This window comes from Croceicoccus sp. Ery5, from assembly GCF_020985325.1.
In the GTDB taxonomy this organism is placed as follows: Bacteria; Pseudomonadota; Alphaproteobacteria; order Sphingomonadales; family Sphingomonadaceae; genus Croceicoccus.
Genome location: NZ_CP087587.1, coordinates 2,655,971 through 2,676,831 on the forward strand (window position 1 = coordinate 2,655,971; position 20,861 = coordinate 2,676,831).

Sequence of the window (20,861 nt, forward strand, 5' to 3'; positions counted from 1 at the left end):
CCGAAAGCACGAGGCCAGTATGGATTTCAATCTCACTGAAGAACAGATCGCATTCCGCGATGTCGTAAGGCGTTGGGTCGATGCCGAGCTGCCCAAGGACCTCATGCGTAAGCTTGAAGCGGATGAGGCAAACTATCCCTTCGAGGTATGGGACAAGCTGAAAGAACAGGGTTTCTTCGGCGTCGGCATTCCGGAAGAATATGGCGGTCTTGGCGGCGACGTGGTCATGCAGATGATCTTCGCGCGCGAAATGGCCCGCACCGCTGGCGGCCTGTTGTGGGTCTGGGGCCTTACATCGTTCGGGGGCGCCCATTCCGTTGCGATCGCCGGTAGCGAAGAGCAGAAGCAGCGCTGGTTGCCCGAAATGGCAGCAGGCAATCTGCGCGTGTCGCTTTCGATGACCGAACCCGATGGCGGCACCGACGTGCTCGGTGCAATGAAGACCTTTGCCGACAAGGTCGACGGGGGCTGGAAGCTTAACGGCGCAAAGATGTGGACCACCGGCGCCAAGGTCGCCGACCGCCTGCTCGTACTGGCCCGAAGCGACCGCAATGCGGAAAAGAAACATCACGGTCTGATCGCGCTGTTCGTGGACGCCAAATCGCCGGGCATCACAACCAACCTGCTTCCCAAGCTTGGCATGCGTGCCATGGGAAGCTGCGAGGTGCATTACGAAGATGTGTTCGTCCCCGATGAGGATGTTCTGGGCGAACCCGGCAAGGCGTGGAGCGCGATGCTGCCCAGCCTGAATAATGAGCGCATCATGGTCGGCGCGCAATGTCTGGGCGCGATCGACGGCGTGCTGGAAGACGCGCTGGAATATATGATGCAGCGCAAGGCTTTTGGTGGCGTAATCGGTCGCTTCCAGATCCTGCAGCATTATGTCGCGGATATCGCCACGTCGCAGAAATTGACCGAACTGCTGCTATTCAATGTCGCATGGATGCAAGCCAATGGCATGCCCTGCGGGAACGAGGCGAACATGCTGAAGATGGTCGCCACCGAAAACGCGGTAAAAGCCGCCGATATGGGGATCCAGATCATGGGCGGCATGGGCTATTCGGCCGAAACCGACATGCAACGTTACTGGCGCGACCACCGCATTTTGCGCATGACGCCAATTTCCAATGAGATGGTGCGCAATTCGATCGCAGAAAACCTCGGCCTGCCCCGGTCATTCTGAAGGAGGGCTTAGATGGAAGAGTTCCCCCCCGCTCCCGATGTCGCCGGCACTTCGCTAGATGGCACAGCAATATTCTCGATCAGCATGGACGAGAATGCGGCGCTGTGCCGGTCAACCGGCGTGCAGCCCTTGCCTGACGGCAGCGCGCATCCAATCTATTATTACATCGCCACGCAGGTCGCCATGGGCAAGACCGTGGCCGGCGTGTGCGAAACTTGCGAATTCGACGTGGAGGACGGCCCGATGATGGGCTCCTCCGGCGTGCGCTTTGCAGGGCAGCTCATGGTCGGGCAGGATTACCGGGTCACCGGCGAAATCCTCAGCCTCGTGCGCAAGAAAAGCCGCAAGCTGGGGGTGATGGACGTCCTCACCTATCGCCTTCGCCTGCATCCGGCCGCAGGTGGCGATGCCGTACTGGAAACGGACAATGTCTGGGTCCTGCCGCGCAAAGAGCTTGCCGCATGAGCGTTTCAGAAGACATTAAGACGGGATACACGATTCCCCCCTTCGTGATCGAATCGGTAAGTCCGGACGCCATGCGCGATTGGTCCGTGTTCCTGGCCGACCCAAACCCGATCCACCTCGATGTAAAGGTGGTGAAGGCAAAAGGGCTTGGCGACAAGCGGATCAATCAGGGTCCGATCAACGTTGCCTATATGATGAACATGCTGATGACGGCCTTTCCCGGTTGCCGGATCGAGACGATGGATTCGCGATTTCTCGACAATGTCTACGAAGGCGACCGCGTCTTTGCTTCAGGCGAAGTTACCGCCGTCGAGGGGAACCGCGTAACTTGCGATCTGAAGCTCGATGTGGACGGGCGCGGCACAGTCAATGCCGGCACCGCCACGATTTTGATATAATCCAAGGAGAACAACTATGCCCAGCGGTCCCTTTGCCCATGTATGCATGCTGGTTCGCGATCTCGATCAGGCGATCGAGGACTGGACCAAGATCCTTCGCGTTCTCGACCCGCAATCGCTTGAAAAGCCAATTGTGAAATATGATGAATTTTCAAGTGGCGAAGATTCCGGCATGAAGTGGGCAACCTTCGTCAACGAATACTCAACCGAGATTCAGTTCATCCAGCCCACCCCCGGAACGCCGCTCGGCAAGCGGCTCGACAAAGTTGGTGAGCATGTCCATCACTTGTGCTTCAGCACCGATGACGTCCCCGCCGCCATGGAAAAAATGAAGGCTGAAGGGCTGCATCTTCCGGGCGATGGTGAGACGTTCAACGATCCTGACATGACTTGGCAGAAGTGGAGTTGGGTCGGTCCCAAAAGCACCCATGGCTGCCTGATTGAAGTGGCATCTCCGTACGAAAGCCGCGATGATGGCAAGTGGCACCATGCTCCTGGCAAGTTTGCCTACAAGGGACCTGGTGAACACCCGAGCCACGCCGAAACCGTGCCCATATCGGTTTAACATGCACGGCAAGACAGTCCGATTTCGAGGAGACGGACTGAAGCTTGCGGGTGAAGCCTTTGGCGACCCGCAGGCTCCACCCGTCTTCTTCTTCCATGGCGGAGGCCAAAGTCGTAACGCATGGCGAGGCTCTGCCTTAAAAGTGAGCAAAGCCGGGTACTACGGCATAGCCTTCGACCTCCGTGGCCATGGCGAAAGCGATTGGGCACCAGACCGCAACTATCATATTGATGCATTTGCCCGCGATATCGAATGCCTGCTTTCACAGTTCGACCATCGTGTAACCCTTGTTGGAGCTTCGCGTGGTGGCCAAGCGTCCCTAATTGCCGGATCGCGCCATCCCGACAGGGTGCGACTGATCATGCTGGCCGACGTAGCGCCAGACATGCCGGACCATGCAATCAATGGAATCCGCCGCTTCTTTGCCGAAGGAGCGCATGGCTATCCCTGTCTCGAAGCGGCGGCAGATGCTTTGGCTCACCATCTGGACCAACCGCGCATCCGAGATGCATCGCGGTTAGTCCGTTCAATGCGGCAAGATCCGTCAGGTCGATGGCACTGGCATTGGGATCCTGCCTCTGGCAAGGAGGAATTCATTCACCCCCCAAGTGAGAACGAGGCGGTTGTTGCGGCTGCATCGCGGGTTACGTCGCCTATCGTAATGGTCCGTGCAGAAAGGAGCCATCTAGTCAATGATGCGAATACGGCGCGATTCCAGACGCTCGCTCCCCAACTTGAAGTCCTGACCGCCAAGGGCGCGGGCCATATGTTCACCGCAGATCGGAATGACGAGTTTGCCGCAAAACTACTTGAAAGGCTGGACCGCTATTCTGATGATGCCGCCGGATGAGTGGCAGGACGGCATTCGTCATCGGCTCGACCGGTGGCCTCGGCCGGGCTTGCGCGCGCGCGCTTGCTCAAGATTTCGGTGGAATTGCGCTTTCCTACCGGTCGAATAGAACCATCGCCGAAGAGATTGCCAATCAATTGCCGAAATCCTGCGAGGGCTGGCCGGTGCCGTGCGACCTGACGGAGCCTGCATCCGTGAGTTCCGCTATCGCGGCGGCGAATGATCGTTTCGGGCGGATCGATGCGGTGGTATTCGCATCGGGTGTCGCCATCGAACAGCCTTTCGTCAGCCGGATTGAGGAACCCCAGTGGCGCGAGGTGATCGAGACCGAATTGCTCGGCCTGATGCGCGTCGTTGCAGCAGCACTGCCCGTGTTCCGCCAGCAAGGAAGCGGTAATTTCGTGATCGTTGTGTCGGTCGCAAACTACACCTTCCCGCCCGGCGATGCGCTATCTTCGGTTCCCAAGGCAGGCATGGAAGCGCTGGGCCGCGCAATCGCCAAGGAAGAAGGCAAGTTTGGTATCCGCGCCAATATGGTGGCGCCCGGAATCATCGACGCCGGCCTTGGCGCAGAATTCGTCAAGAGGCTCTACACGCCTGAAATCTGGGAACAGCAGAAGAAGACGATCGCCCTGCGCCGCTTTGGCAACGGTGAGGACGTGGCTGAAGCGGTTCGCTTCCTCGCCTCGGACCGGGCGTCGTATATTACTGGCCAGACGATCATCGTGGATGGCGGTTTCAGCCTCTAACCCAGCGACGCGGCCGGTCGCGCTATGACGCGAAAAAAGGGGGGCAGAATTGCCCCCCTTTCGCGTCATGACTGGCGCTGCCTTACTTGTAGGGATCGACCGGCTGCGGAGCCTCGATCACTTCAAGGTCGATCAGCATCGAAAGCACGTCCGAGATGGAATAGATGTGCACGATCTTGTCGCCGTTGAACTTGATCCAGCTGAACCAGAGCACGTCGAGCTGATTGCCCGTCGGCTGAACACCCATGTAGGGGCCGCCCGTGTGCTTGCCGTGGTGGTGGCACAGGACGCAAATCTCGTCGTCGCCACGGCCCCATGCCTTGAGCGTGCGGTAGACCGACGGCGGGAACGTAGTGAAAAGCGCGCGGGGCGAGCTGTTCCACTCTTCGAACGTCCCCAGATCGGGCCGGTTCGGATTGTCGTAGGTCATCTTGTCCTTGTCCATGAACTCGTCGAATCCGGACCAGTCGCCTACGTTCAGCTTGTCGTGCAGGTTCATCCACTGGTTGACCATGAACGTTTGACGTTCGGTCAGGCCTTCGCAAATCTCGGCACGCTTTTCGGGCGAAAGCTTGAAATCATCCAGTGTGAAGGGCGGGATCCGTCCAGCCATAAAAACTCTCCATTATGTCGAGCTGCGATCTTGCAGCGTAGGGATACGTCTGACCAGGCCCGAAGAGGGATGCGGCCGTCGATCGCGGCCCTTTTCAATTCCATGCTGCGGTCTGCAACCTACCAATCGGCAGGAACAGACCGGCGATTACCCGCACATTCATGTGGCATAAGCGGACAGAAGGGAGACTGCCGTGCTTTCGATCGAAGAAATGTCGGACAGGTTCGAGATTCAGGACCTGATGGTGGGATATTGCTATGCCGTGGACAACAAGGACTTCGATGCCCTTGACGGCTATTTCACCGATGATGCCGTAATCGACTATAGCGAAATGGTCGGCGTCAAAGGTTCGCTGGCCGATATCAAGTCGTTCCTCGCAGCCAGTCTTGGGTCCGTGCCGATGTCGCAGCATGCGGTTTCGACCACGCAATACAGCTTTGACGGTGATCGCTGCGAAACGCGGTCGGTCTGCACAAACCCGATGGTCGTTCCCGGCGATGATGGGCAGCCCCAGACAATCTTCTTCGGCCTGTGGTACATCCACCAGTTCCGCCGCACCCAGAACGGCTGGCGCATTTCCGGCCTCTACGAAAAGAAATGCTATAACCACAATCTGCCCGAGCACATCAAGGCGATGGCGCGATGAGCCCCGAAGCGCTCGCCGCGCAGACGATGGGCGACCCAGTCAATCCATGGGTGATGGAAACCGGCAGCATCTATCTGTGGAGTGCGCTGCTTCTGGCGGCCACGGCCCTTACGGTGAAGAACCGCCGCATCCCGCTTTTCGGCTTGATGCTGATCGCAGCCTCAAGCGGCTTCTGGCAGGAATTTTTCGGTGACTGGGGCGCCTATGTCGCTTGGAACCCCGACTTTGCGCGCCTGCCCTTCTGGGGCGAGATGGCCTATACGACGCCAGTGAAGCCGCTGTTCATGCCGTTCAGCTGGGGATGGTGGTTTGCCGTCTCGATACCATTGCTGACCTCGCTCGTGCTGTTCCTCAAGCGGAAATTCCCTGCGCGGTCGGTCTATGCGCTATCGTTCATGACCGCGTTTCCGCTTTTCCTTGCCTATCAGATCTATGTCGAGGGCAGTTCGGTCGCCAACGGCTGGTGGACGTATGATTCGGTGGTCGGTCCGGCGCTGGAAAGCGAACAGGGACGGTTGCCGCTTGTTTTCCCTCTGCTCATTGGCCTGTGGGCTGGCTGGTTCGTCGGGATGCTTGCCGATCGCGATACACAAGGGTTCATGGCGCACGAGGTTCGCCTCGGCGCAGCGGCCAGGCCCGCCGGCTTTGACCGGGAATGGACGCGGCTGTGGGGTATGATCTTACTGTTTCAGGCAACCTTTCTTGCGATCAATATCGCCCCCGCCGTGATCGCACGCATGGCGTTCGGTGGCCCCAGTGCACTTGTGCCCTGATCCGCATAAAAGTGAGATTGCAACGAAGTGACCTGGTTGAATCGTTTACTGGCAATACTGGTGCTCCTTCTGGGCATCAGTCTGATCTGGATCGGCGCACAACTTCTGCTGGCGGGCGGTTCGCCATATTATGTGGCTGGCGGTCTGGCATTCATTGCCGTCGCCGGATTGCTTTGGCGTCAATCGGCAAGAGCGCTTTATGTCTATGCCGCCATATGGACCCTTTCGCTGGCATGGTCGGTTTGGGAAGCGGGCTTCGCCTTCTGGCCACTGCTGGGCCGGATGGGCTTGCTTACGGTCATCGGCATCTGGCTGCTTACCCCATGGGTGCGGCGATCGCTGGGCGTCGTCCCCGTCACGCGGATCAGCGGCGGACTGTTGGGCGTGGCGCTTCTGGGTCTGGTTGCGGGGCTTTCGTGGACTTTCTGGAACGACCGTATCACCGGCGGCACCGATCTTGCCGGTCTGGCCGGAGCGCCCGCATCTGCGCGCGACGGCGAATGGCATCATTACGGGAATTTGCAGGCAGGACGCCGCTTTTCGCCCCTTGACCAGATCACCCCTGCCAATGTCGGTGCGCTGCAAGAGGTGTGGCGCTATTCGACCGGGCGAGAACCGAACGGTCAGCCCGCGCCTTTTCAGGCAACCCCGCTGATGGTCGACGATCGGCTGTATGTCTGCACCGGCTATAATGACGTCATCGCCCTCGATCCCGAAAGCGGTAAGCAGATCTGGCGCTTTGAAGCCCATGCCGACGCGACCGGGGTTTTCGGCCAGACATGCAGGGGCGTCACTTACTTCGCGGCGCCCGATGCGGCAGCCGGCGTAAGCTGTGCCGCGCGGATCTACACCGCGACTATTGACAGCCGCCTGATCGCCCTCGACGCGCAGACAGGGCAGCCCTGCACCGATTTTGGCAAAGAAGGTGAAGTCGATCTTTTACGCGGCATGAGCAAGGCCCCGCCGGGCTATTACCACGTTTCCTCACCGCCCACGCTCGTTTCGGGGAAGCTGGTGATCGGCGGTTGGGTCACCGACGGCCAGATGGTTGGCGAGCCTTCAGGCGTGATCCGCGCCTATGATGCCATCACCGGAAAGCTGGCATGGGCATGGGATATGGGCGCCCCCGACCGGATGGGCGAGCCTGCGCCGGGCGAGACCTATACCCCAGGTACGCCCAACAGCTGGAGCGTGATGAGCGCCGATGAAGAGCTGGGCATGGTCTATGTACCGATGGGCAATGCCACCCCGGATTATACGGGGCTGCACCGCACGCCGGAAATGGAGAGATACTCGACCAGCGTCGTTGCGCTGGATGCTGAAACTGGTCGGCCGCGATGGCATTTCCAGACGGCCCATCACGATATCTGGGATTACGACGTCGGATCGCAGCCTGTCCTGTTCGACCTGCCCGACGGCCGCCCTGCCCTGCTGCAACCGACGAAGCGGGGCGAGCTTTTCATGCTCGATCGCCGCACGGGAGAGCCCATCACCGAGGTTGCCGAATTGCCGGTGACGCCTTCGAAGGCAGAAGGCGATCGCGGAGCGCACACACAGCCATTCTCGGTCGGCCTGCCCAGTTTCGAAGGACCGCGGCCAAGCGAGCGCAGCATGTGGGGCATGGCGATGGTGGACCAGGTCTGGTGCCGCCTGAAGTTCCGGCAGGCGCGTTTCGACGGGCACATGACTCCGATTGAGACCGACCGCGCGTCGATTATCTGGCCGGGCTCTCTGGGCGGCAACAACTGGGGCAGCATCGCGGTCGATCCGGTACAGGGCATCGCATTCGTGAATTCGTCGCATGTCCTGAACTACAACCGTCTGATAGCGCGCGACGAAGCCGACAGGATCGGACTGAAGCCCGTGGCGGTCCCAAGTTACGAGAACGTTGCAGGGCCGGTGGCACAGACCGGGACTCCCTATGCGGCCGCCGTTGCACCGTTCCTGTCCCCGCTCGTCGCGCCCTGTACAGAGCCGCCCTACGGGCTCGTCAGTGCTGTCGATCTCGTTTCGGGCAAGCTGCTTTGGCAAAAGCCGTTCGGCACGGCGCGCGATAGCGGCCCGCTGATGATGCCGCTTGGCATACCGATTCCGATGGGCGTGCCCAATATCGGCGGCGGCGTGGTCACGGGCAGCGGACTGGCCTTCATCGGTGCCACGCAGGAACACATGATCCGCGCCTATGAACTTCGGTCGGGCAAGGAGCTTTGGCATGGACGACTACCGGCCGGCGGCAATGCCACGCCCATGACCTACTGGTCCGACCGGTCCGGTCGGCAATTCGTTGTGATCGCCGCCGGCGGACATGGCGGCATATTGTCGGGATATAGCAACGAGCTGATCGCCTATGCGTTGCCGCAGGGCACTCGGGTACAGGGGGAGAAAAAATGAGCATTGTCGCGGTCGTTACCGGAGCAACAAGGGGCCTTGGCCGGGGTATCGCCCGCGAGTTCGGAGCCGATGGCGCTACCGTGGTGGTGACGGGCCGGAACGAGGCGGATCTGGCGGCGGTGTCCGATGAAATTGCGGAACGCGGCGGCAAACCGATCGCGATCGCCTGCGACCATGCGGACGACGAATCGGTCGCTAGAGCCTTCGCGCGGATCGAGGACGAAGCGGGCCGGATCGACATATTGGTGAACAATGCCGCGGCGGTGCATGCGATGGACCTGATCGCGCCCGGACCGTTCTGGGAAAAGCCGCTGCACCTTGTCGACATGATCGATGTCGGCCTGCGCTCCAACTATGTCTCTTCGTGGCATGCTGCACCGATGATGGCCAAGGCGGGCAAGGGCCTGATCGCCAGCATCTCGTTTTATGGCGCGGTGTCCTATTTCCACGGGGCCGCCTATGGCGCGGCCAAGGCCGGGACGGACAAGATGATGGCCGACATGGCGGTCGACCTTGCCCCCCATGGCGTGGCCGCGATCTCCTATTGGCCGGGCTTCATCCTGACCGATGCCGTGAAAGCCATCCCTGCCGACATGCTGCCACCCGACATGCGCGAAAGCCTTCCTCAATGGGAGACGCCCGAATTCGCCGCGCGCGTGCTCGAAGCCCTTTATGCTGACCCCGGGATGATGTCGCTTAGCGGGCAAGCGCTGATCGGTGCCGAACTGGGCAAAACCTACGGGGTCCGCGATCTCGATGGAAAGCAACCGATATCCTATCGCGAAACGATGGGAGCGCCGCAGATGCCCTTTACCCGCGTCGGCGGAGAGTAGCTATGATCGAAGCAGTCCTCGTAGTGCTGACCAAGGCGCATCCGGGGCGCGAGGCGGAACTCGACGACTGGTACAGCAACATCCATATCCGCGACGCACTGCGTTTTCGAGGCTCTGTAACGGCACAGCGTTTTTCCCGCAGTCCGCATCAGCCGATGGACATCCCGCCGGAATATGACTGGCAGTATTTCGCCTTGTACGATGTATTCGATCCCGAACGTTTCTCGCGCGAGCATTGGGAGAACGCGCTGACCAGCCGCATGATGGTTACCACCGCCATCGATGACAGCGTGCTTGAGGATTATCACTATTATCCGCTGGCATTCCGGAACAACGATCCCGAAATCGAACATTCGGGCGGCGTCGTGTTCGAACAGTTCAATGCCGCACCAGGCAAGGACGCCGAATTGCGCGAATGGTATGCCGACAGCTATCTGCCTGCCGCCGTGCGCCGTCCGGGCGTGCACAGCGCAGCCCTGCTGGCGTTTCGCAGCCATGGACAGATGATCCCCACCACGCCGCGCTATCGTTATGTCGGCATCTACAAAGTCAATTCCTCCGACAGCTGGAAGGGTTGGAAAGACGCGCCGGAAATTGCGCAGTCAGACCTTGTCGAACGCGATGACCTGCAGGTTACGCATTGGGACAAGCTGACCCGGAAACTGACGAAGGACGACGTCCAGCACCCCACCGCCCAAGGCCTTGCCGCCGAAGAACAGGCCCGTGCGCGCATGGGCGACGATGTGCTGACGGGCGGCGCGGAGAAGCTTGGCTCGGCCTGACGGCGCTTTCTACCAGCGGCGGCGCATTTGTACGGCCCGGCGGCGCGCGCGCAGGGCCTCCTCCCTGTCCGCGGGCAAAATCCGCTTCGTCTCCGTCGGCAGGCGCGCATCAAGCTCGTCGAGGGGTATGACGGTCAGGCTTGGCTCCGGCCCATTGCTCGCCCCGCTCCAGCGCAGCATGATCGAGCCTGCCGAATGACCGCCCGGGTCCAGCCAGTTGGCAATGCCCGGATCGTCCAATGCGATTACCGCGCGAAACCTGCCATCCGCATCGATACTCGCCTGCCCGCCATTGAGGCTCGACTGGCGGTTCATCCAGTCGATCGTCTTCCAGCACAAATCGTTTAACTGGACGTTCCAGTAACGTACCGTCTCGGGCAACCCGGTCTCCAGCAGCAGGGCGCTGCCACGTTCCAGCCGGAACAGGCCCTGGTAATAATGCTGCCCCTCAACGCCGCCGCGTCCCGCCCAGTCGTCATGTTCGAACGCGTTCCACAAACCCTTCTGTTTTTGCGCAGCAATAAATCCCAGGGACATGGTCCCGATCCGCTTGGGATACCCGCATAGCGCCGTCAGCCGCTCGCCGATTTCCCTTTCCGTCCACCGCCGGGGAGAATGGACGATGTCGGTCCGTTCTATGGCAATGCGCGCCTCCCTTTCCGCACCCCAGTCATAGCTGGCCTGACGGAGAGAGAGCGAACGGGCAGAAGGATCGAGATGACGCCAGTCGCCGCTCCATCCCGCAGGCCGTTCATGGCTCAACATCAGGGAAAAGCGCCCTTCCCCATCCACCGCAAGATGGTCGAAATCGACCGTGCCCAGCGATGGCCCCATCGCCTCCATCACGCCCAGCCCGCCTGCCGTGATATCCATCTGCACGAAAAGACTTTCACCGCGCTCGCCCGTTATCAGGTAGCTGCCATCGCCATCGATGGAAGCCGCCGCGTAGATGAAATCGGGATTGGTACCGACAAGGTTGAAATGGGTGCCGACCGCCGGCACGAAATCGGGATTGTCGCGATCCGCAAAGGTGGTCAGCCACCCCGAAGCGAGCGCCATGAACAGCATGCGCTCCGCGTCGGCGAGATCAGCCGGATCGGCGTCGCCCGCAAGCATGGCGAGCACGTCCTCTGCCGAGGAAAGCTGCGCCAGATAATCGGCCCAGCGGCTCACAGATATTGCCTGTAAGCAGAAATGTAATCGGCATAGACGCCCTCGACCTGCTCGCGCGTCAGGCCATAGTCCGCCAGCTCGTAGCGGTGCTGCCCGTGCTTGTCCGCAGGATGCTCACGCCACCAGCGCGATACCGCTTCCTCGCTCTCGCCCGTGAAATCGATAGCGGCATGGCCATAAACCTTGCGCACCGCATCGACCGGGTCCGCGATGAGGTCGCGAAAGGCAAGGTCGAGAACCTCCACCTGCGGATTGGCCTTACGCCATGCAAGCGCTGCAGCCTGCCCGTCGTGCCACAGGTGCAGCAATTCCTGTCCCAGTTCGTCACGGTCGATCCGGTCGAAAGATACGCAGCGGATCACTTCGATCAGGCGAGAGATCGACGCCATGACCGTAACCGGATCACGATGCGGCTGAACCAGCACCGCATCCGGATAGACAGCAAGCAGTTCGGCAAGGTGGTGCGCATGTTCCTGCACCTTCAGCACCCAGCGCTTGCGCGGATTCTTCCATGCCAGATGCTGCAGCCACATCTTGTGCACACCATAGCCGAACCGCGTATCCGTCTTGCGATACCAGTCGTAATAGGATGGCAAGCGGAACAGCATCGTCGGGTTGATCCCCTGAAACGCAGTCTCAAGGATCATGCCGCATTCCTGCGGTATGCGCGATCCGATCGGATGCGCCTTCAGCACATCAGCCCAGGCGCCGGTGAAATTCTCTCGCACATAAGCGTCGAACCCGTCCGCGCGCGGATCGGTATCGAAGGTCGCGGCATCGGGCGGCGGCGATGGCGCGGCAACCTCCCATTGCAGCGGAGTGCGGATCTGCGGGTCCGCCCCGATCAGCGCGTGAAGGATCGACGTTCCGCAGCGCGGCAGGCCCAGAATGAAAACCGGGCGCACAATCTCGCCATCGGCAATCTCCGGATGCGCCCTGCGGTCAGCCGCAATGGCGGCAAGGCGCGCCAGATTATCGCGAAACTGCGCAAGGGCGCGCTGATGGCCGGCGTCGGAAAGACCGGTTTCCTCGCCAAGGGCCGTCAGCGCTGCGGAAAGCCCGGGCATGACACCAGCGGCCATGTCCGCATCCAGTCCCGCCGCTTCGATCAATTGCTGCGATGTCAGGTCACCCATTCACACGCTCCTCTCTTTGTCTTTTCTCGTTTCACGAAAGCTTAGGAGCGCAAAATATCCGCCAACCTGTCACCGGGTAGGACAGAGACCGCCACTGAAGCGCGACACATCGCTGATCGACGGGAGAGATAATGAGTCGCGCACGCGCCATGATTGAGGGGGCATCATTCGACTACATCGTGGTCGGCGCCGGTTCGTCGGGCTGCGTCCTTGCCAACAGGCTGAGCGCGAACTCTGCCAACAGGGTGTTGCTCATCGAATGCGGCCCAGATGACAAGAGCCCGCTGATCCGCATGCCGCGCGGTGTGGGCAAATTGCTCGATCCGGCCAATCCACACGTCCTCGCCTATGGCGTCACTCCGGCTGGCAACCAGCCCGAGGAAACATGGCTGAAGGGCCGCGGTATTGGTGGTTCCAGTTCGGTAAACGGCATGGTCTACATGCGCGGCGCACCGCAGGATTATGATGACTGGAAAAGGGCCGGTTGCGACGGGTGGGGCTGGGACCGCATGGGCCCGCATTTCGTCGCGCTGGAGGATCACGCGCTGGGCGCGGCGGCGTGGCGCGGCACGGGCGGACCATTGCGCATTTCGGTGGCAAGGCACGGCAATCCGGTTACCGATGCGATGTTGCGCGCGGGCGCCGAAATGGGCGTTCCGACCGTCAGCGATGTGAACGCGGTCGATGTCGTCGCGAATCAGGGGATGGGATACCAGACCACCACCACGTGGAAGGGAGAGCGCTTTTCTGCCGCGCGGGCTTTCCTCGACCCGGCCCGCAAACGGCCCAACCTTTATGTCCTGACCGGCAAATCCGCCGAAAGGATCGCCTTTGAAGGCACCCGCGCCGTGGGCATCGTGGTCGAAGGCAGGACCATCGGCTGCGAGGGCGAAGTCATCCTCTCCGCCGGAGCGGTCGAATCGCCCCGCTTGCTGGAGCTTTCCGGCATCGGCGATGCGCAGCGGCTGAAGTCTCTGGGCATCACGGTCACGGCGCATAGCCCCCTTGTGGGGGAAAACCTGCGCGAGCATCGCTATGTCGCGATCGACTGGCGCATCCGCGGCCACAGTTCCAACCAGAAGCTGAGCGGAATCGGTCTGATATCCTCGGTCATGCAATATCTGTTGCTGCGCCGGGGAGCGATGACCGACGCCGCGCATGAGGTCGGCGGGTTCATCAAGACTGCGCCGGACCTCGACCGTCCCGATGCGCAGATTGGTTCGATGATGGTCACCATGAAGCAGGATGCGCGCGGCAGGGTCGTGCTGGACGATTTTCCCGGCATGCGCCTGCTGGGCTATTTCACCCGGCCCGAGAGCCGCGGATCGACGCATATCCGGTCGGCCGACCCCGCTGCCCCGCCGCAAATCGATGCCAATCATTTCAGCGAGCAGCTGGACCGCGACAAGGCGCTGGCCCTGTTCAAATGGATACGCCGTTTCGGGGGCCAGCACGCGCTTTCGCCATGGATCGTCGAGGAGGTCGGACCTGCGGCGCAGGTCCATTCGGACGAGGACATCCTGGCAAACCTGCTCCAGCTTGGCGGGACGTCCTTCCATATCGCCGGCACGGCGGCGATGGGCGCCGAAGCAGGGAGCGTGCTCGATCCGCAATTGCGCGTGCGCGGCGTGACCGGTCTGCGCGTTTGCGACACCTCCATCATGCCCACGCTGGTCTCGGGCAATACCAATGCACCGGCGATGGCCATCGCCATGAACGCCGCGGACATGATTCTCGGCAGGGACACAAACCGATGAGCACCGCCTTTACCGATATTTCGAAGCTCTACATCGATGGCGGCTGGCACGCGCCAGAGGCCGGAACCGAGCTTGTGATCAATCCCGCCACCGAAGAAATCCTCGCCCATGCGCCCGTCGCTTCGCCACAACAGGTCGAACTGGCCATTGCTGCCGCCCGCGAAGCTTTCGACCACGGCCCGTGGCCCAAGATGTCGATGGCCGAGCGCGCCGACATGATCGAGAAGATGGCGCGGGCGCTGCGGGCAAGACAGGGCCGCATCGCCGAGCTGATCGTGGCCGAAGTCGGCTGCGCGGCAGGTGTGACCCAGCTGATGCAGGTCGACAATCCGTTGCGCCTGCTAGAAGCTGCGATCGGCCATGCACGGCGCGACCGTCCCGAACGGCTGCCCATAGATATCACACCCAATCCTTTCGTCCCGGATGGTCCACGCTCGATCGGCGGAACAACGGTGGTTTGCGAGCCGATCGGCGTCGTTTCCGCTATAACCGGCTATAATTTTCCGTTCCTGCTCAACCTTGCGAAAATCGGCCCAGCCCTGCTCGCCGGTTGCGCGCTGGTGCTGAAACCGTCGCCGTTCACGCCTTTTTCGGCGTTGCTCTTCGGCGAGGTGGCGGACGAGATCGGCCTGCCGCCCGGCGTGGTCAACATCGTGACCGGCGGGATCGAAGAAGGCCGGTTGCTTTGCACTGACGAGCGGATCGATATGGTGACCTTCACTGGATCGGAAGGAGTGGGCGCCCAGATCATGGGGCAGGCCGCGCCCACGCTGAAGAAGGTCCATCTGGAACTGGGCGGCAAATCGGCGCTGATCGTGCGCGAGGACGCCGATGTCGAGCGCGCCGCCGCCATGGCCGCAACCCTTATTTCCATCAACGCCGGCCAGGGCTGCGCCATTCCCACGCGTTTCCTCGTCCACGAAAGCCTGCGACCTGCTTTTGCCGCCACCGCGGCTGCCGTCGCCGCGCAGATCAGCATCGGTAATCCGGCCGACCCTTCGATCCGCATGGGCCCGCTGATCCGCGAAAGCCAACGCAGCAAGGTGGAGCATTTCATCGGGCTGGGACAGTCCGCCGGCGCGACGCTTGTGTGTGGCGGAGGCCGTCCTGCCGGTCTCGACAAGGGATATTTTACCGAGGTTACCCTATTCGACGACGTGACCAACGACATGGCCATCGCGCAGGAAGAGATTTTCGGACCGGTCGGCTGCATCATCGGCTTCTCCACGGACGAGGAGGCCATCCGCATCGCCAACGAGTCCCGCTATGGCCTGAATGGCGCGGTCGAAACGGCCGATGCCGCAAAGGGATACGAGATGGCCTTGCAGATCAGGGCCGGCAGCGTGTCGCTGAATGGCGGGACGGGCACGATGAGCGACGCCCCCATCGGCGGATACAAGCGGTCCGGCATCGGGCGCGAATATGGTCCCGGATGGCTGCGCGAATATCAGCACGAAAAATCGATTTTCTATCCGATTGGCCGATAACGCGATCGAACGGAAAAAGCGCCATGCAAGATACAGTCATCGTGACACTGGAATTGGCCTTGAAGCCCGAACTTGTCGACGATTTCTGCGAGCAAATCCCCGAAGCTCTGAAGGATACGAGGGAGTTTCCGGGCTTTGTCGATATCAGCATTCGCCACAATGCCGACGATCCCAATCGCGTCATCTTTATCGAGGAATGGGCGTCGCGGGCCGACCATGAAGCCTATGTCGCATTTCGGACCAAAAGCGGCGTGATGGACCAAATGGCAGCCATGCTGACCAGCCCGCCACGGACGGAATATTGGGACCGGAACATCGTGTGATCCGGTCGTGGCTGTGAAATTGGGGGAGAGGCAGAAAACATGAACATCAATTGCGGGATCGATACCGGGCTCAGCGCCCAGGACGAACGCTCGATCAGTGCCGTACTGATCGCCTATGCAAGCGCCATAGACTTGCGGGACTGGGACTTGTTCCGCAGTTGCTTCATCGCCGATTGCCAAGCCGATTACGGTGATTTTGGCAGCTGGCAGAATATCGCCGACCTTACCGATTTCATGCGGGAAGCCCATGCGCGGCTGGGCCCGACGCTGCACCGGATCAGCAATATCAAGCTGACCAATGCCCAAGGCGGTGCCAATGCAACCAGCTATGTCGATGCGCTGCTGAGTCCGGAAAACAAGCAGGGTCCGATGCATCGCGGCATAGGCTCATACGATGACTTCATTGTCCGGACGAGCGATGGCTGGAAGATTGCGCGGCGCACTTTCACGGCGTTAATCATCGGATCGGAGAGGGATCAGGCATAATGCTGGATGGAAAAGTCGCTGTAGTGACCGGTGCCTCTGCGGGGATCGGCGCCGCAACGGCACATATTCTCGCATCGGCTGGAGCGCGGGTTCTGCTGGTGGCGCGGCGGCAGGACCGGCTTGAAACGTTGCAGCAGGAAATCGGGGATGCTGCGCAATTCATGGCGCTCAACCTGTCCGATCCGTCGTCCGCGAGCGCGTTGCTGGACCATGCGCTGGCAGCGTTTGGCAAGGTCGACATCCTTGTGAACAATGCGGGGATCCTGCGCACCAGTCACCACGATGATTTCGATCTGGACGAACTCGACCGGATGATCGCGGTGAACTATTCGGCCGTCGTCCGCGCCAGCATATTGTTCGCCCGGCATATGAAGGCGCAGGGAACTGGCCAGATCGTGAACGTGTCAAGCATTGGCGCCGGCATCGCCGCAGCCGGTACCGGCATATACGGGGGGCTGAAACTGGCGCTGGAGCGCTTTACCGAGGTGCTGCGGGTCGAGCTTGCCGGTTCCGGTGTCCGGGTCGGGCTGGTCTCGCCCGGCACGACATCGACCGAGATCTTCGAAGACATGAAGTCCAGGGGCCAGCCCGGCTGGGACGAATTTCTACCGGCAATGCAGGCCGGGGATATTGCCCGCGCAATCCGCTTCATGTGCGAGCAGACGGGCAATGCCAATGCCGCACGCATGCACATCTATGCCACGTCGGAAACGTTCTGACGCGCAGCTTCACTCCAGTCGTGCATAGGCCGAGATGTCGAAGGGCTTGAAAGCCTCGCCTTCCTTGGCCTTTACCACCCATTGCGGGTCCATCAGCAAGGCCCGACCGATCGCCACCAGATCAAATTCGCCTGCTTCGAACCGGCGGACAACCTCGTCCAGATTGTCGAGAACGGTGGTCTGCTGCGTGAAACTGGCTGCCAGTTCCTTATCGAAGCCGACGCCGCCGACCGTCATGGTCTGGCGACCGGACAGGCGGCGTATCCAGCCGGCAAGCCCCATGTCGGAATCGGCGAACGCCGGGCGGGAGAATACCCGCGTGCTGACATCGAAAATATCGACCCCGGCTTCGGCCAGGGCCTTAACGATAACACCAAGGCCTTCGGGCGTATCAGCAAGCTGCGCATCGTAATCCTGCAGCTTCCATTGCGATATGCGGAATATGATCGGCATATCGGGGCCGACGGCTTCGCGGACCGCCTCGACAACCTTGACAGGAAAACGCGTTCGGCGAGCGACGTCCCCGCCCCAATCGTCATCGCGGTTGTTCATCTGCTCCCACATGAAGCTGTCGAGCAGATAGCCATGCGCACCATGTAGCGCGATCCCGTCAAAACCCACGTCCTTGGCATTGGCTGCACTGCGTGCGAAGGCAGCGACGACATCGGCGATATCGTCTTCATCCATGTTTCCCGGATGGAGCGAGCGCGCTTCGGGTTGGGGCGGGCTGGCGTCCTTGCGCACGGCGCCCATGTGCCACAATTGTGGCACGATCCGGCCACCACCCTTGTGCACCCGGTCAACGACATTGCGCCAGCCCTGCAGGGCGGCATCGCCATGCAGGACAGGAATGTCCTTTTCGCCCATGCTGCCCTCACCGATGGCCGAAGGATGATCGACGCCGATCCCTTCGGTTACGATCAACCCGACATCGCTGGCCGCGCGGCGCGCGTAATAATCGGCAACATTCTCACCCGGAATGCCCCCGGGACTGAACTGCCGCGTCATCGGCGACATTACGAAGCGATTAGGCACCTGCAACGTCTTGCACGAGAATGGTGAAAACAGCGGATTCAATTCGGTACGCATCGCTCGCCCCCTTTTCTGAAGGCGACCGTCGCCGAGGCCAAGGCATATCTGCCCTGTCAACCGATAGGGAAATTCATCAAGGGGGCAGAGGAGAAAGCGCGCACCCCCTCCTCAGCCTGTTCTCCTCAGGCGTCGACCACTGCCAATGCGGATTGCGGGCAGGCATCGGCCCCTTCGCGCGCCTTGTCCTCCAGACCCTCTGGCACGATCTCGTCATCGACATAGACGATGCCATGTTCGTCGAGCTTGTACACTTCCGGGCAGATTTCCGCGCAGACGCCATAGCCGCAGCAAGCGGGCTTGTTGATCACGACCTTGAGTTTACCGTTTCCAGACATCGACCTCTCCAATCTCCTCGATTTGCCTTTAACGCCCTTTTACATATTGAACAAATATTATTCAATGTGTATAACGCGAATCAATCAGAAAATGTTTGCTACGGAGAGAAGGCTGCGATGCTCCAGAAATCCAAACTCGTGTTGCGCGACGGAACCTCGCTTGACGATCTGATCATGCGTGAGAGCAACGAAGTTTCGCTCCGCGTTATGACCGACGAAGAGCTCTACAAGCTTGAGATGGAGAAGATTTTCGCCAAGACCTGGCTGCTGCTCGGTCACGAAAGCGAGATTCCGGAGGCGGGCGATTTCATCGTACGCGACATGGCCGAAGACAACGTCATCGTGGCCCGCGGACAGGACGGGGACGTTCATGTTTCCCTGAATGTCTGCCCGCACCGCGGCATGCGCGTGTGTCTTGGCGAAGCAGGCAACAAGCGCGTCCACCAGTGCATCTATCACGGCTGGGCCTTCCGCCCGAACGGCGATTTCATCGGTGCGCCGGTCGAACGCGAAAAGATGCATGGCAATGACGTCGACAAGAAGACGCTGGGTCTGAAGAAGGCCAGGGTGCATCTCTACGGCGGGCTGATCTTCGCCACCTGGAACGTCGACGGACCTTCGTTCGACGAGTATCTCGGCGACATCAAATATTACATGGACCAGCTTTTCTGCCGCACCAATCGCGGCCTCGAACTGCTCGGCCCGCCGCAGCGTTTCACCCTCCCCTGCAACTGGAAGGTTCCCGGCGAGCAATCGGGTTCGGACGGCTTCCACACCTTGACCCTGCACCGCTCGCTGATGGAAGGCGGAGTCATGGGCGGCACGGCCGAGACGATCTATGATCAGGCACCCGGCATGTATGGCGTCGATGTTTCATGCGAGCAGGGCCATTCGCTGCGCTGCCTTGAGGCGGAAAAGACCTTCAAGATGTTCGCGGACGTGCCGTTCGAAGGCAAGTCCACGCGCGAGCGTCTGGAATTGCTCACCCCGCCGGGCATCACCAAGGACATGATCCCCGAACTTTTCGAGAACCTGACCGAAGATCAGGTTGCCCAGCTGGCAACCATTCCGCCGCAGGTCGGCGGCATGTTCCCCAACATCCTGATCGCCTTCATTTTCGCCCCGCGCACGGATGGCGGATCGTCGGGTGCGCTTTCGCTGCATGCCTATGTGCCCAAGGGCCCGGACAAGGTGGAATTCGTGAATTATCTGTTCGCGGAAAAGGACGCCCCCGAGCAGATGAAGCGCGACATGCTGCAGAACTCGATCTGGAATACAGGCACCTCCGGCGTGATCGAACAGGATGATGCCGACGTCTGGCCTGTAATCATGAAGAATGCGCGGGGCGCGGTCAGCAAGGACATGACGCTCAAGTATCAGGCCCTTCACGGCCACGAACGGCCCGAAGGCTGGGTTGGCGAAGGCTTGCTTTATCCCGGCTTCACCAAGGACGACACGCAGTGGAACTGGTGGCTGGCCTATTACGACCTGATGGACGCGGTTTGAGCGGGGGAGATCAAGACATGACCTGGATTACCAAATCGACCGCCGCCCCCGATTCCACCACGATCCTTCGCGGCCTGGTTTCCAAGAAGCGCGTGCCGCTGGGCTCGGAAATCTATAACCGGCTCCTAGAGACGCTGTATGACGAAGCCGCCGCTCTCGACGAGCGCCGGATCGATGACTGGATCGCGATGCTTGCGCCGGACATCATCTATCAGGCGCCGATCCGCCTGACGCGTACCGGTCCGAACCGCGACCGTGACGTCATGCGCACGATGTTCCATTTCGACGAGAATTACGATTCGCTCGTGATGCGTTCAGGGCGTTTGCAGAAAAGCGCATGGGCCGAAGATCCGCCGTCGCGTTGTCGCCGTTTCGTGACCAATGTCCGCGTGGGCGAGCTCGACACGCCGGGCGAATATGAAGTCGTCAGCTATCTCTTTCTCGAACGTAGCCGCGGCGACAGTCCGGAAAACGAGAATACCACCGCCGAACGCCGCGATGTCTGGCGCGAAGTGGACGGCGAATACAGGCTGGCCCGCCGCGAGATCATCGTCGATCAGTCGGTGCTCGGCATGTCCAATTTCGCGGTGTTCCTGTAA

23 protein-coding genes are annotated in these 20,861 nt (G+C 60.8%); 18 read left to right on the top strand and 5 right to left on the bottom strand.

Annotation, left to right across the window (positions count from 1 at the left end; translation table 11 throughout):
• Window positions 1-19: 19 nt before the first annotated feature.
• The 6 genes from LOZ74_RS12545 to LOZ74_RS12570 are packed head-to-tail and all read left to right on the top strand — an operon-like array spanning window position 20 to window position 4,210.
• The gene (locus tag LOZ74_RS12545) at window positions 20-1,183 is read left to right on the top strand and encodes an acyl-CoA dehydrogenase family protein (protein WP_230280552.1); all 1,164 of its coding nucleotides are present in this window, start codon (window positions 20-22) and stop codon (window positions 1,181-1,183) included.
• 12 nt (window positions 1,184-1,195) lie between these two features.
• Entirely contained in the window at window positions 1,196-1,648 is a 453-nt protein-coding gene (locus LOZ74_RS12550; protein ID WP_230280551.1) for a hypothetical protein, read from the top strand.
• The gene (locus LOZ74_RS12555) at window positions 1,645-2,046 is read left to right on the top strand and encodes a MaoC family dehydratase (RefSeq protein ID WP_230280550.1); all 402 of its coding nucleotides are present in this window, start codon (window positions 1,645-1,647) and stop codon (window positions 2,044-2,046) included. The genes LOZ74_RS12550 and LOZ74_RS12555 overlap by 4 nt, the downstream gene beginning before the upstream one ends.
• A gap of 16 nt (window positions 2,047-2,062) precedes the next feature.
• Window positions 2,063-2,611 (top strand): VOC family protein, encoded by a 549-nt coding sequence (locus tag LOZ74_RS12560; protein ID WP_230280549.1) that lies wholly within the window; start codon window positions 2,063-2,065, stop codon window positions 2,609-2,611.
• Between the two features lies 1 nt (window position 2,612).
• A complete protein-coding gene (locus LOZ74_RS12565; RefSeq protein WP_230280548.1) occupies window positions 2,613-3,461 on the top strand; it encodes an alpha/beta fold hydrolase in 849 nt (282 codons plus the stop codon).
• Window positions 3,458-4,210, top strand: coding sequence for an SDR family NAD(P)-dependent oxidoreductase (locus tag LOZ74_RS12570; RefSeq protein ID WP_230280547.1), 753 nt, complete (start codon window positions 3,458-3,460; stop codon window positions 4,208-4,210). The genes LOZ74_RS12565 and LOZ74_RS12570 overlap by 4 nt, the downstream gene beginning before the upstream one ends.
• An 82-nt stretch (window positions 4,211-4,292) precedes the next feature.
• On the opposite strand, the gene LOZ74_RS12575 is transcribed toward LOZ74_RS12570, so the two are convergent.
• On the bottom strand, window positions 4,293-4,823 hold the full coding sequence (locus LOZ74_RS12575) for an ester cyclase (RefSeq protein ID WP_230280546.1): 531 nt from the start codon (window positions 4,821-4,823) through the stop codon (window positions 4,293-4,295).
• 193 nt (window positions 4,824-5,016) lie between these two features.
• On the opposite strand from LOZ74_RS12575, the gene LOZ74_RS12580 reads away from it, so the two are divergent.
• Genes LOZ74_RS12580 through LOZ74_RS12600 form a run of 5 tightly spaced genes read left to right on the top strand, consistent with a single transcriptional unit; the run spans window position 5,017 to window position 10,248 of the window.
• Window positions 5,017-5,469, top strand: a complete 453-nt coding sequence (locus tag LOZ74_RS12580) for a nuclear transport factor 2 family protein (protein ID WP_230280545.1) — start codon at window positions 5,017-5,019, stop codon at window positions 5,467-5,469.
• On the top strand, window positions 5,466-6,242 hold the full coding sequence (locus LOZ74_RS12585; RefSeq protein WP_230280544.1) for a hypothetical protein: 777 nt from the start codon (window positions 5,466-5,468) through the stop codon (window positions 6,240-6,242). The genes LOZ74_RS12580 and LOZ74_RS12585 overlap by 4 nt, the downstream gene beginning before the upstream one ends.
• 27 nt (window positions 6,243-6,269) lie before the next feature.
• Window positions 6,270-8,633 (top strand): membrane-bound PQQ-dependent dehydrogenase, glucose/quinate/shikimate family, encoded by a 2,364-nt coding sequence (locus LOZ74_RS12590; RefSeq protein WP_230280543.1) that lies wholly within the window; start codon window positions 6,270-6,272, stop codon window positions 8,631-8,633.
• Window positions 8,630-9,466 (top strand): SDR family NAD(P)-dependent oxidoreductase, encoded by an 837-nt coding sequence (locus LOZ74_RS12595; RefSeq protein WP_230291479.1) that lies wholly within the window; start codon window positions 8,630-8,632, stop codon window positions 9,464-9,466. The genes LOZ74_RS12590 and LOZ74_RS12595 overlap by 4 nt, the downstream gene beginning before the upstream one ends.
• A 2-nt stretch (window positions 9,467-9,468) precedes the next feature.
• The gene (locus LOZ74_RS12600; protein WP_230291480.1) at window positions 9,469-10,248 is read left to right on the top strand and encodes a hypothetical protein; all 780 of its coding nucleotides are present in this window, start codon (window positions 9,469-9,471) and stop codon (window positions 10,246-10,248) included.
• A 9-nt stretch (window positions 10,249-10,257) separates the two neighbouring features.
• On the opposite strand, the gene LOZ74_RS12605 is transcribed toward LOZ74_RS12600, so the two are convergent.
• Both LOZ74_RS12605 and LOZ74_RS12610 read right to left on the bottom strand, forming a co-directional pair.
• On the bottom strand, window positions 10,258-11,421 hold the full coding sequence (locus LOZ74_RS12605) for a hypothetical protein (protein ID WP_230291481.1): 1,164 nt from the start codon (window positions 11,419-11,421) through the stop codon (window positions 10,258-10,260).
• Window positions 11,418-12,557 carry a sulfotransferase gene (locus LOZ74_RS12610; protein ID WP_230291482.1) on the bottom strand — a complete coding sequence of 380 codons (1,140 nt, stop codon included), beginning with the start codon at window positions 12,555-12,557 and terminating at the stop codon, window positions 11,418-11,420. The genes LOZ74_RS12605 and LOZ74_RS12610 overlap by 4 nt, the downstream gene beginning before the upstream one ends.
• A gap of 131 nt (window positions 12,558-12,688) precedes the next feature.
• On the opposite strand from LOZ74_RS12610, the gene LOZ74_RS12615 reads away from it, so the two are divergent.
• From LOZ74_RS12615 to LOZ74_RS12635, 5 genes are read left to right on the top strand one after another with little or no spacing between them, the layout of a single operon-like run.
• Window positions 12,689-14,314, top strand: coding sequence for a GMC family oxidoreductase (locus LOZ74_RS12615; protein ID WP_230291483.1), 1,626 nt, complete (start codon window positions 12,689-12,691; stop codon window positions 14,312-14,314).
• Window positions 14,311-15,801, top strand: coding sequence for an aldehyde dehydrogenase family protein (locus tag LOZ74_RS12620; protein ID WP_230291484.1), 1,491 nt, complete (start codon window positions 14,311-14,313; stop codon window positions 15,799-15,801). The genes LOZ74_RS12615 and LOZ74_RS12620 overlap by 4 nt, the downstream gene beginning before the upstream one ends.
• 23 nt (window positions 15,802-15,824) lie before the next feature.
• Entirely contained in the window at window positions 15,825-16,124 is a 300-nt protein-coding gene (locus LOZ74_RS12625; protein ID WP_066849484.1) for a putative quinol monooxygenase, read from the top strand.
• Window positions 16,125-16,163: 39 nt separating this feature from the next.
• Window positions 16,164-16,610, top strand: a complete 447-nt coding sequence (locus tag LOZ74_RS12630; protein ID WP_230291485.1) for a nuclear transport factor 2 family protein — start codon at window positions 16,164-16,166, stop codon at window positions 16,608-16,610.
• Window positions 16,610-17,329, top strand: a complete 720-nt coding sequence (locus LOZ74_RS12635) for an SDR family oxidoreductase (protein ID WP_230280534.1) — start codon at window positions 16,610-16,612, stop codon at window positions 17,327-17,329. The genes LOZ74_RS12630 and LOZ74_RS12635 overlap by 1 nt, the downstream gene beginning before the upstream one ends.
• A 9-nt stretch (window positions 17,330-17,338) precedes the next feature.
• On the opposite strand, the gene LOZ74_RS12640 is transcribed toward LOZ74_RS12635, so the two are convergent.
• Window positions 17,339-18,418, bottom strand: a complete 1,080-nt coding sequence (locus LOZ74_RS12640) for a 12-oxophytodienoate reductase (RefSeq protein WP_230280533.1) — start codon at window positions 18,416-18,418, stop codon at window positions 17,339-17,341.
• A gap of 125 nt (window positions 18,419-18,543) precedes the next feature.
• Window positions 18,544-18,756, bottom strand: a complete 213-nt coding sequence (locus LOZ74_RS12645) for a ferredoxin (protein WP_066849472.1) — start codon at window positions 18,754-18,756, stop codon at window positions 18,544-18,546.
• A gap of 117 nt (window positions 18,757-18,873) precedes the next feature.
• Between LOZ74_RS12645 and LOZ74_RS12650 the strand changes: the two genes are divergently transcribed.
• On the top strand, window positions 18,874-20,262 hold the full coding sequence (locus tag LOZ74_RS12650) for an aromatic ring-hydroxylating dioxygenase subunit alpha (protein WP_066849469.1): 1,389 nt from the start codon (window positions 18,874-18,876) through the stop codon (window positions 20,260-20,262).
• A gap of 17 nt (window positions 20,263-20,279) precedes the next feature.
• Window positions 20,280-20,861 (top strand): 3-phenylpropionate/cinnamic acid dioxygenase subunit beta, encoded by a 582-nt coding sequence (locus LOZ74_RS12655; protein ID WP_066849467.1) that lies wholly within the window; start codon window positions 20,280-20,282, stop codon window positions 20,859-20,861.

Coding starts and splice junctions, on each gene's coding strand:
- LOZ74_RS12545 (WP_230280552.1), top strand. CDS start 20: ATGGATTTCAATCTCACTGAAGAACAGATCGCATTCCGCGATGTCGTA.
- LOZ74_RS12550 (WP_230280551.1), top strand. CDS start 1,196: ATGGAAGAGTTCCCCCCCGCTCCCGATGTCGCCGGCACTTCGCTAGAT.
- LOZ74_RS12555 (WP_230280550.1), top strand. CDS start 1,645: ATGAGCGTTTCAGAAGACATTAAGACGGGATACACGATTCCCCCCTTC.
- LOZ74_RS12560 (WP_230280549.1), top strand. CDS start 2,063: ATGCCCAGCGGTCCCTTTGCCCATGTATGCATGCTGGTTCGCGATCTC.
- LOZ74_RS12565 (WP_230280548.1), top strand. CDS start 2,613: ATGCACGGCAAGACAGTCCGATTTCGAGGAGACGGACTGAAGCTTGCG.
- LOZ74_RS12570 (WP_230280547.1), top strand. CDS start 3,458: ATGAGTGGCAGGACGGCATTCGTCATCGGCTCGACCGGTGGCCTCGGC.
- LOZ74_RS12575 (WP_230280546.1), bottom strand. CDS start 4,823: ATGGCTGGACGGATCCCGCCCTTCACACTGGATGATTTCAAGCTTTCG.
- LOZ74_RS12585 (WP_230280544.1), top strand. CDS start 5,466: ATGAGCCCCGAAGCGCTCGCCGCGCAGACGATGGGCGACCCAGTCAAT.
- LOZ74_RS12595 (WP_230291479.1), top strand. CDS start 8,630: ATGAGCATTGTCGCGGTCGTTACCGGAGCAACAAGGGGCCTTGGCCGG.
- LOZ74_RS12600 (WP_230291480.1), top strand. CDS start 9,469: ATGATCGAAGCAGTCCTCGTAGTGCTGACCAAGGCGCATCCGGGGCGC.
- LOZ74_RS12610 (WP_230291482.1), bottom strand. CDS start 12,557: ATGGGTGACCTGACATCGCAGCAATTGATCGAAGCGGCGGGACTGGAT.
- LOZ74_RS12615 (WP_230291483.1), top strand. CDS start 12,689: ATGAGTCGCGCACGCGCCATGATTGAGGGGGCATCATTCGACTACATC.
- LOZ74_RS12620 (WP_230291484.1), top strand. CDS start 14,311: ATGAGCACCGCCTTTACCGATATTTCGAAGCTCTACATCGATGGCGGC.
- LOZ74_RS12625 (WP_066849484.1), top strand. CDS start 15,825: ATGCAAGATACAGTCATCGTGACACTGGAATTGGCCTTGAAGCCCGAA.
- LOZ74_RS12630 (WP_230291485.1), top strand. CDS start 16,164: ATGAACATCAATTGCGGGATCGATACCGGGCTCAGCGCCCAGGACGAA.
- LOZ74_RS12635 (WP_230280534.1), top strand. CDS start 16,610: ATGCTGGATGGAAAAGTCGCTGTAGTGACCGGTGCCTCTGCGGGGATC.
- LOZ74_RS12640 (WP_230280533.1), bottom strand. CDS start 18,418: ATGCGTACCGAATTGAATCCGCTGTTTTCACCATTCTCGTGCAAGACG.
- LOZ74_RS12645 (WP_066849472.1), bottom strand. CDS start 18,756: ATGTCTGGAAACGGTAAACTCAAGGTCGTGATCAACAAGCCCGCTTGC.
- LOZ74_RS12650 (WP_066849469.1), top strand. CDS start 18,874: ATGCTCCAGAAATCCAAACTCGTGTTGCGCGACGGAACCTCGCTTGAC.
- LOZ74_RS12655 (WP_066849467.1), top strand. CDS start 20,280: ATGACCTGGATTACCAAATCGACCGCCGCCCCCGATTCCACCACGATC.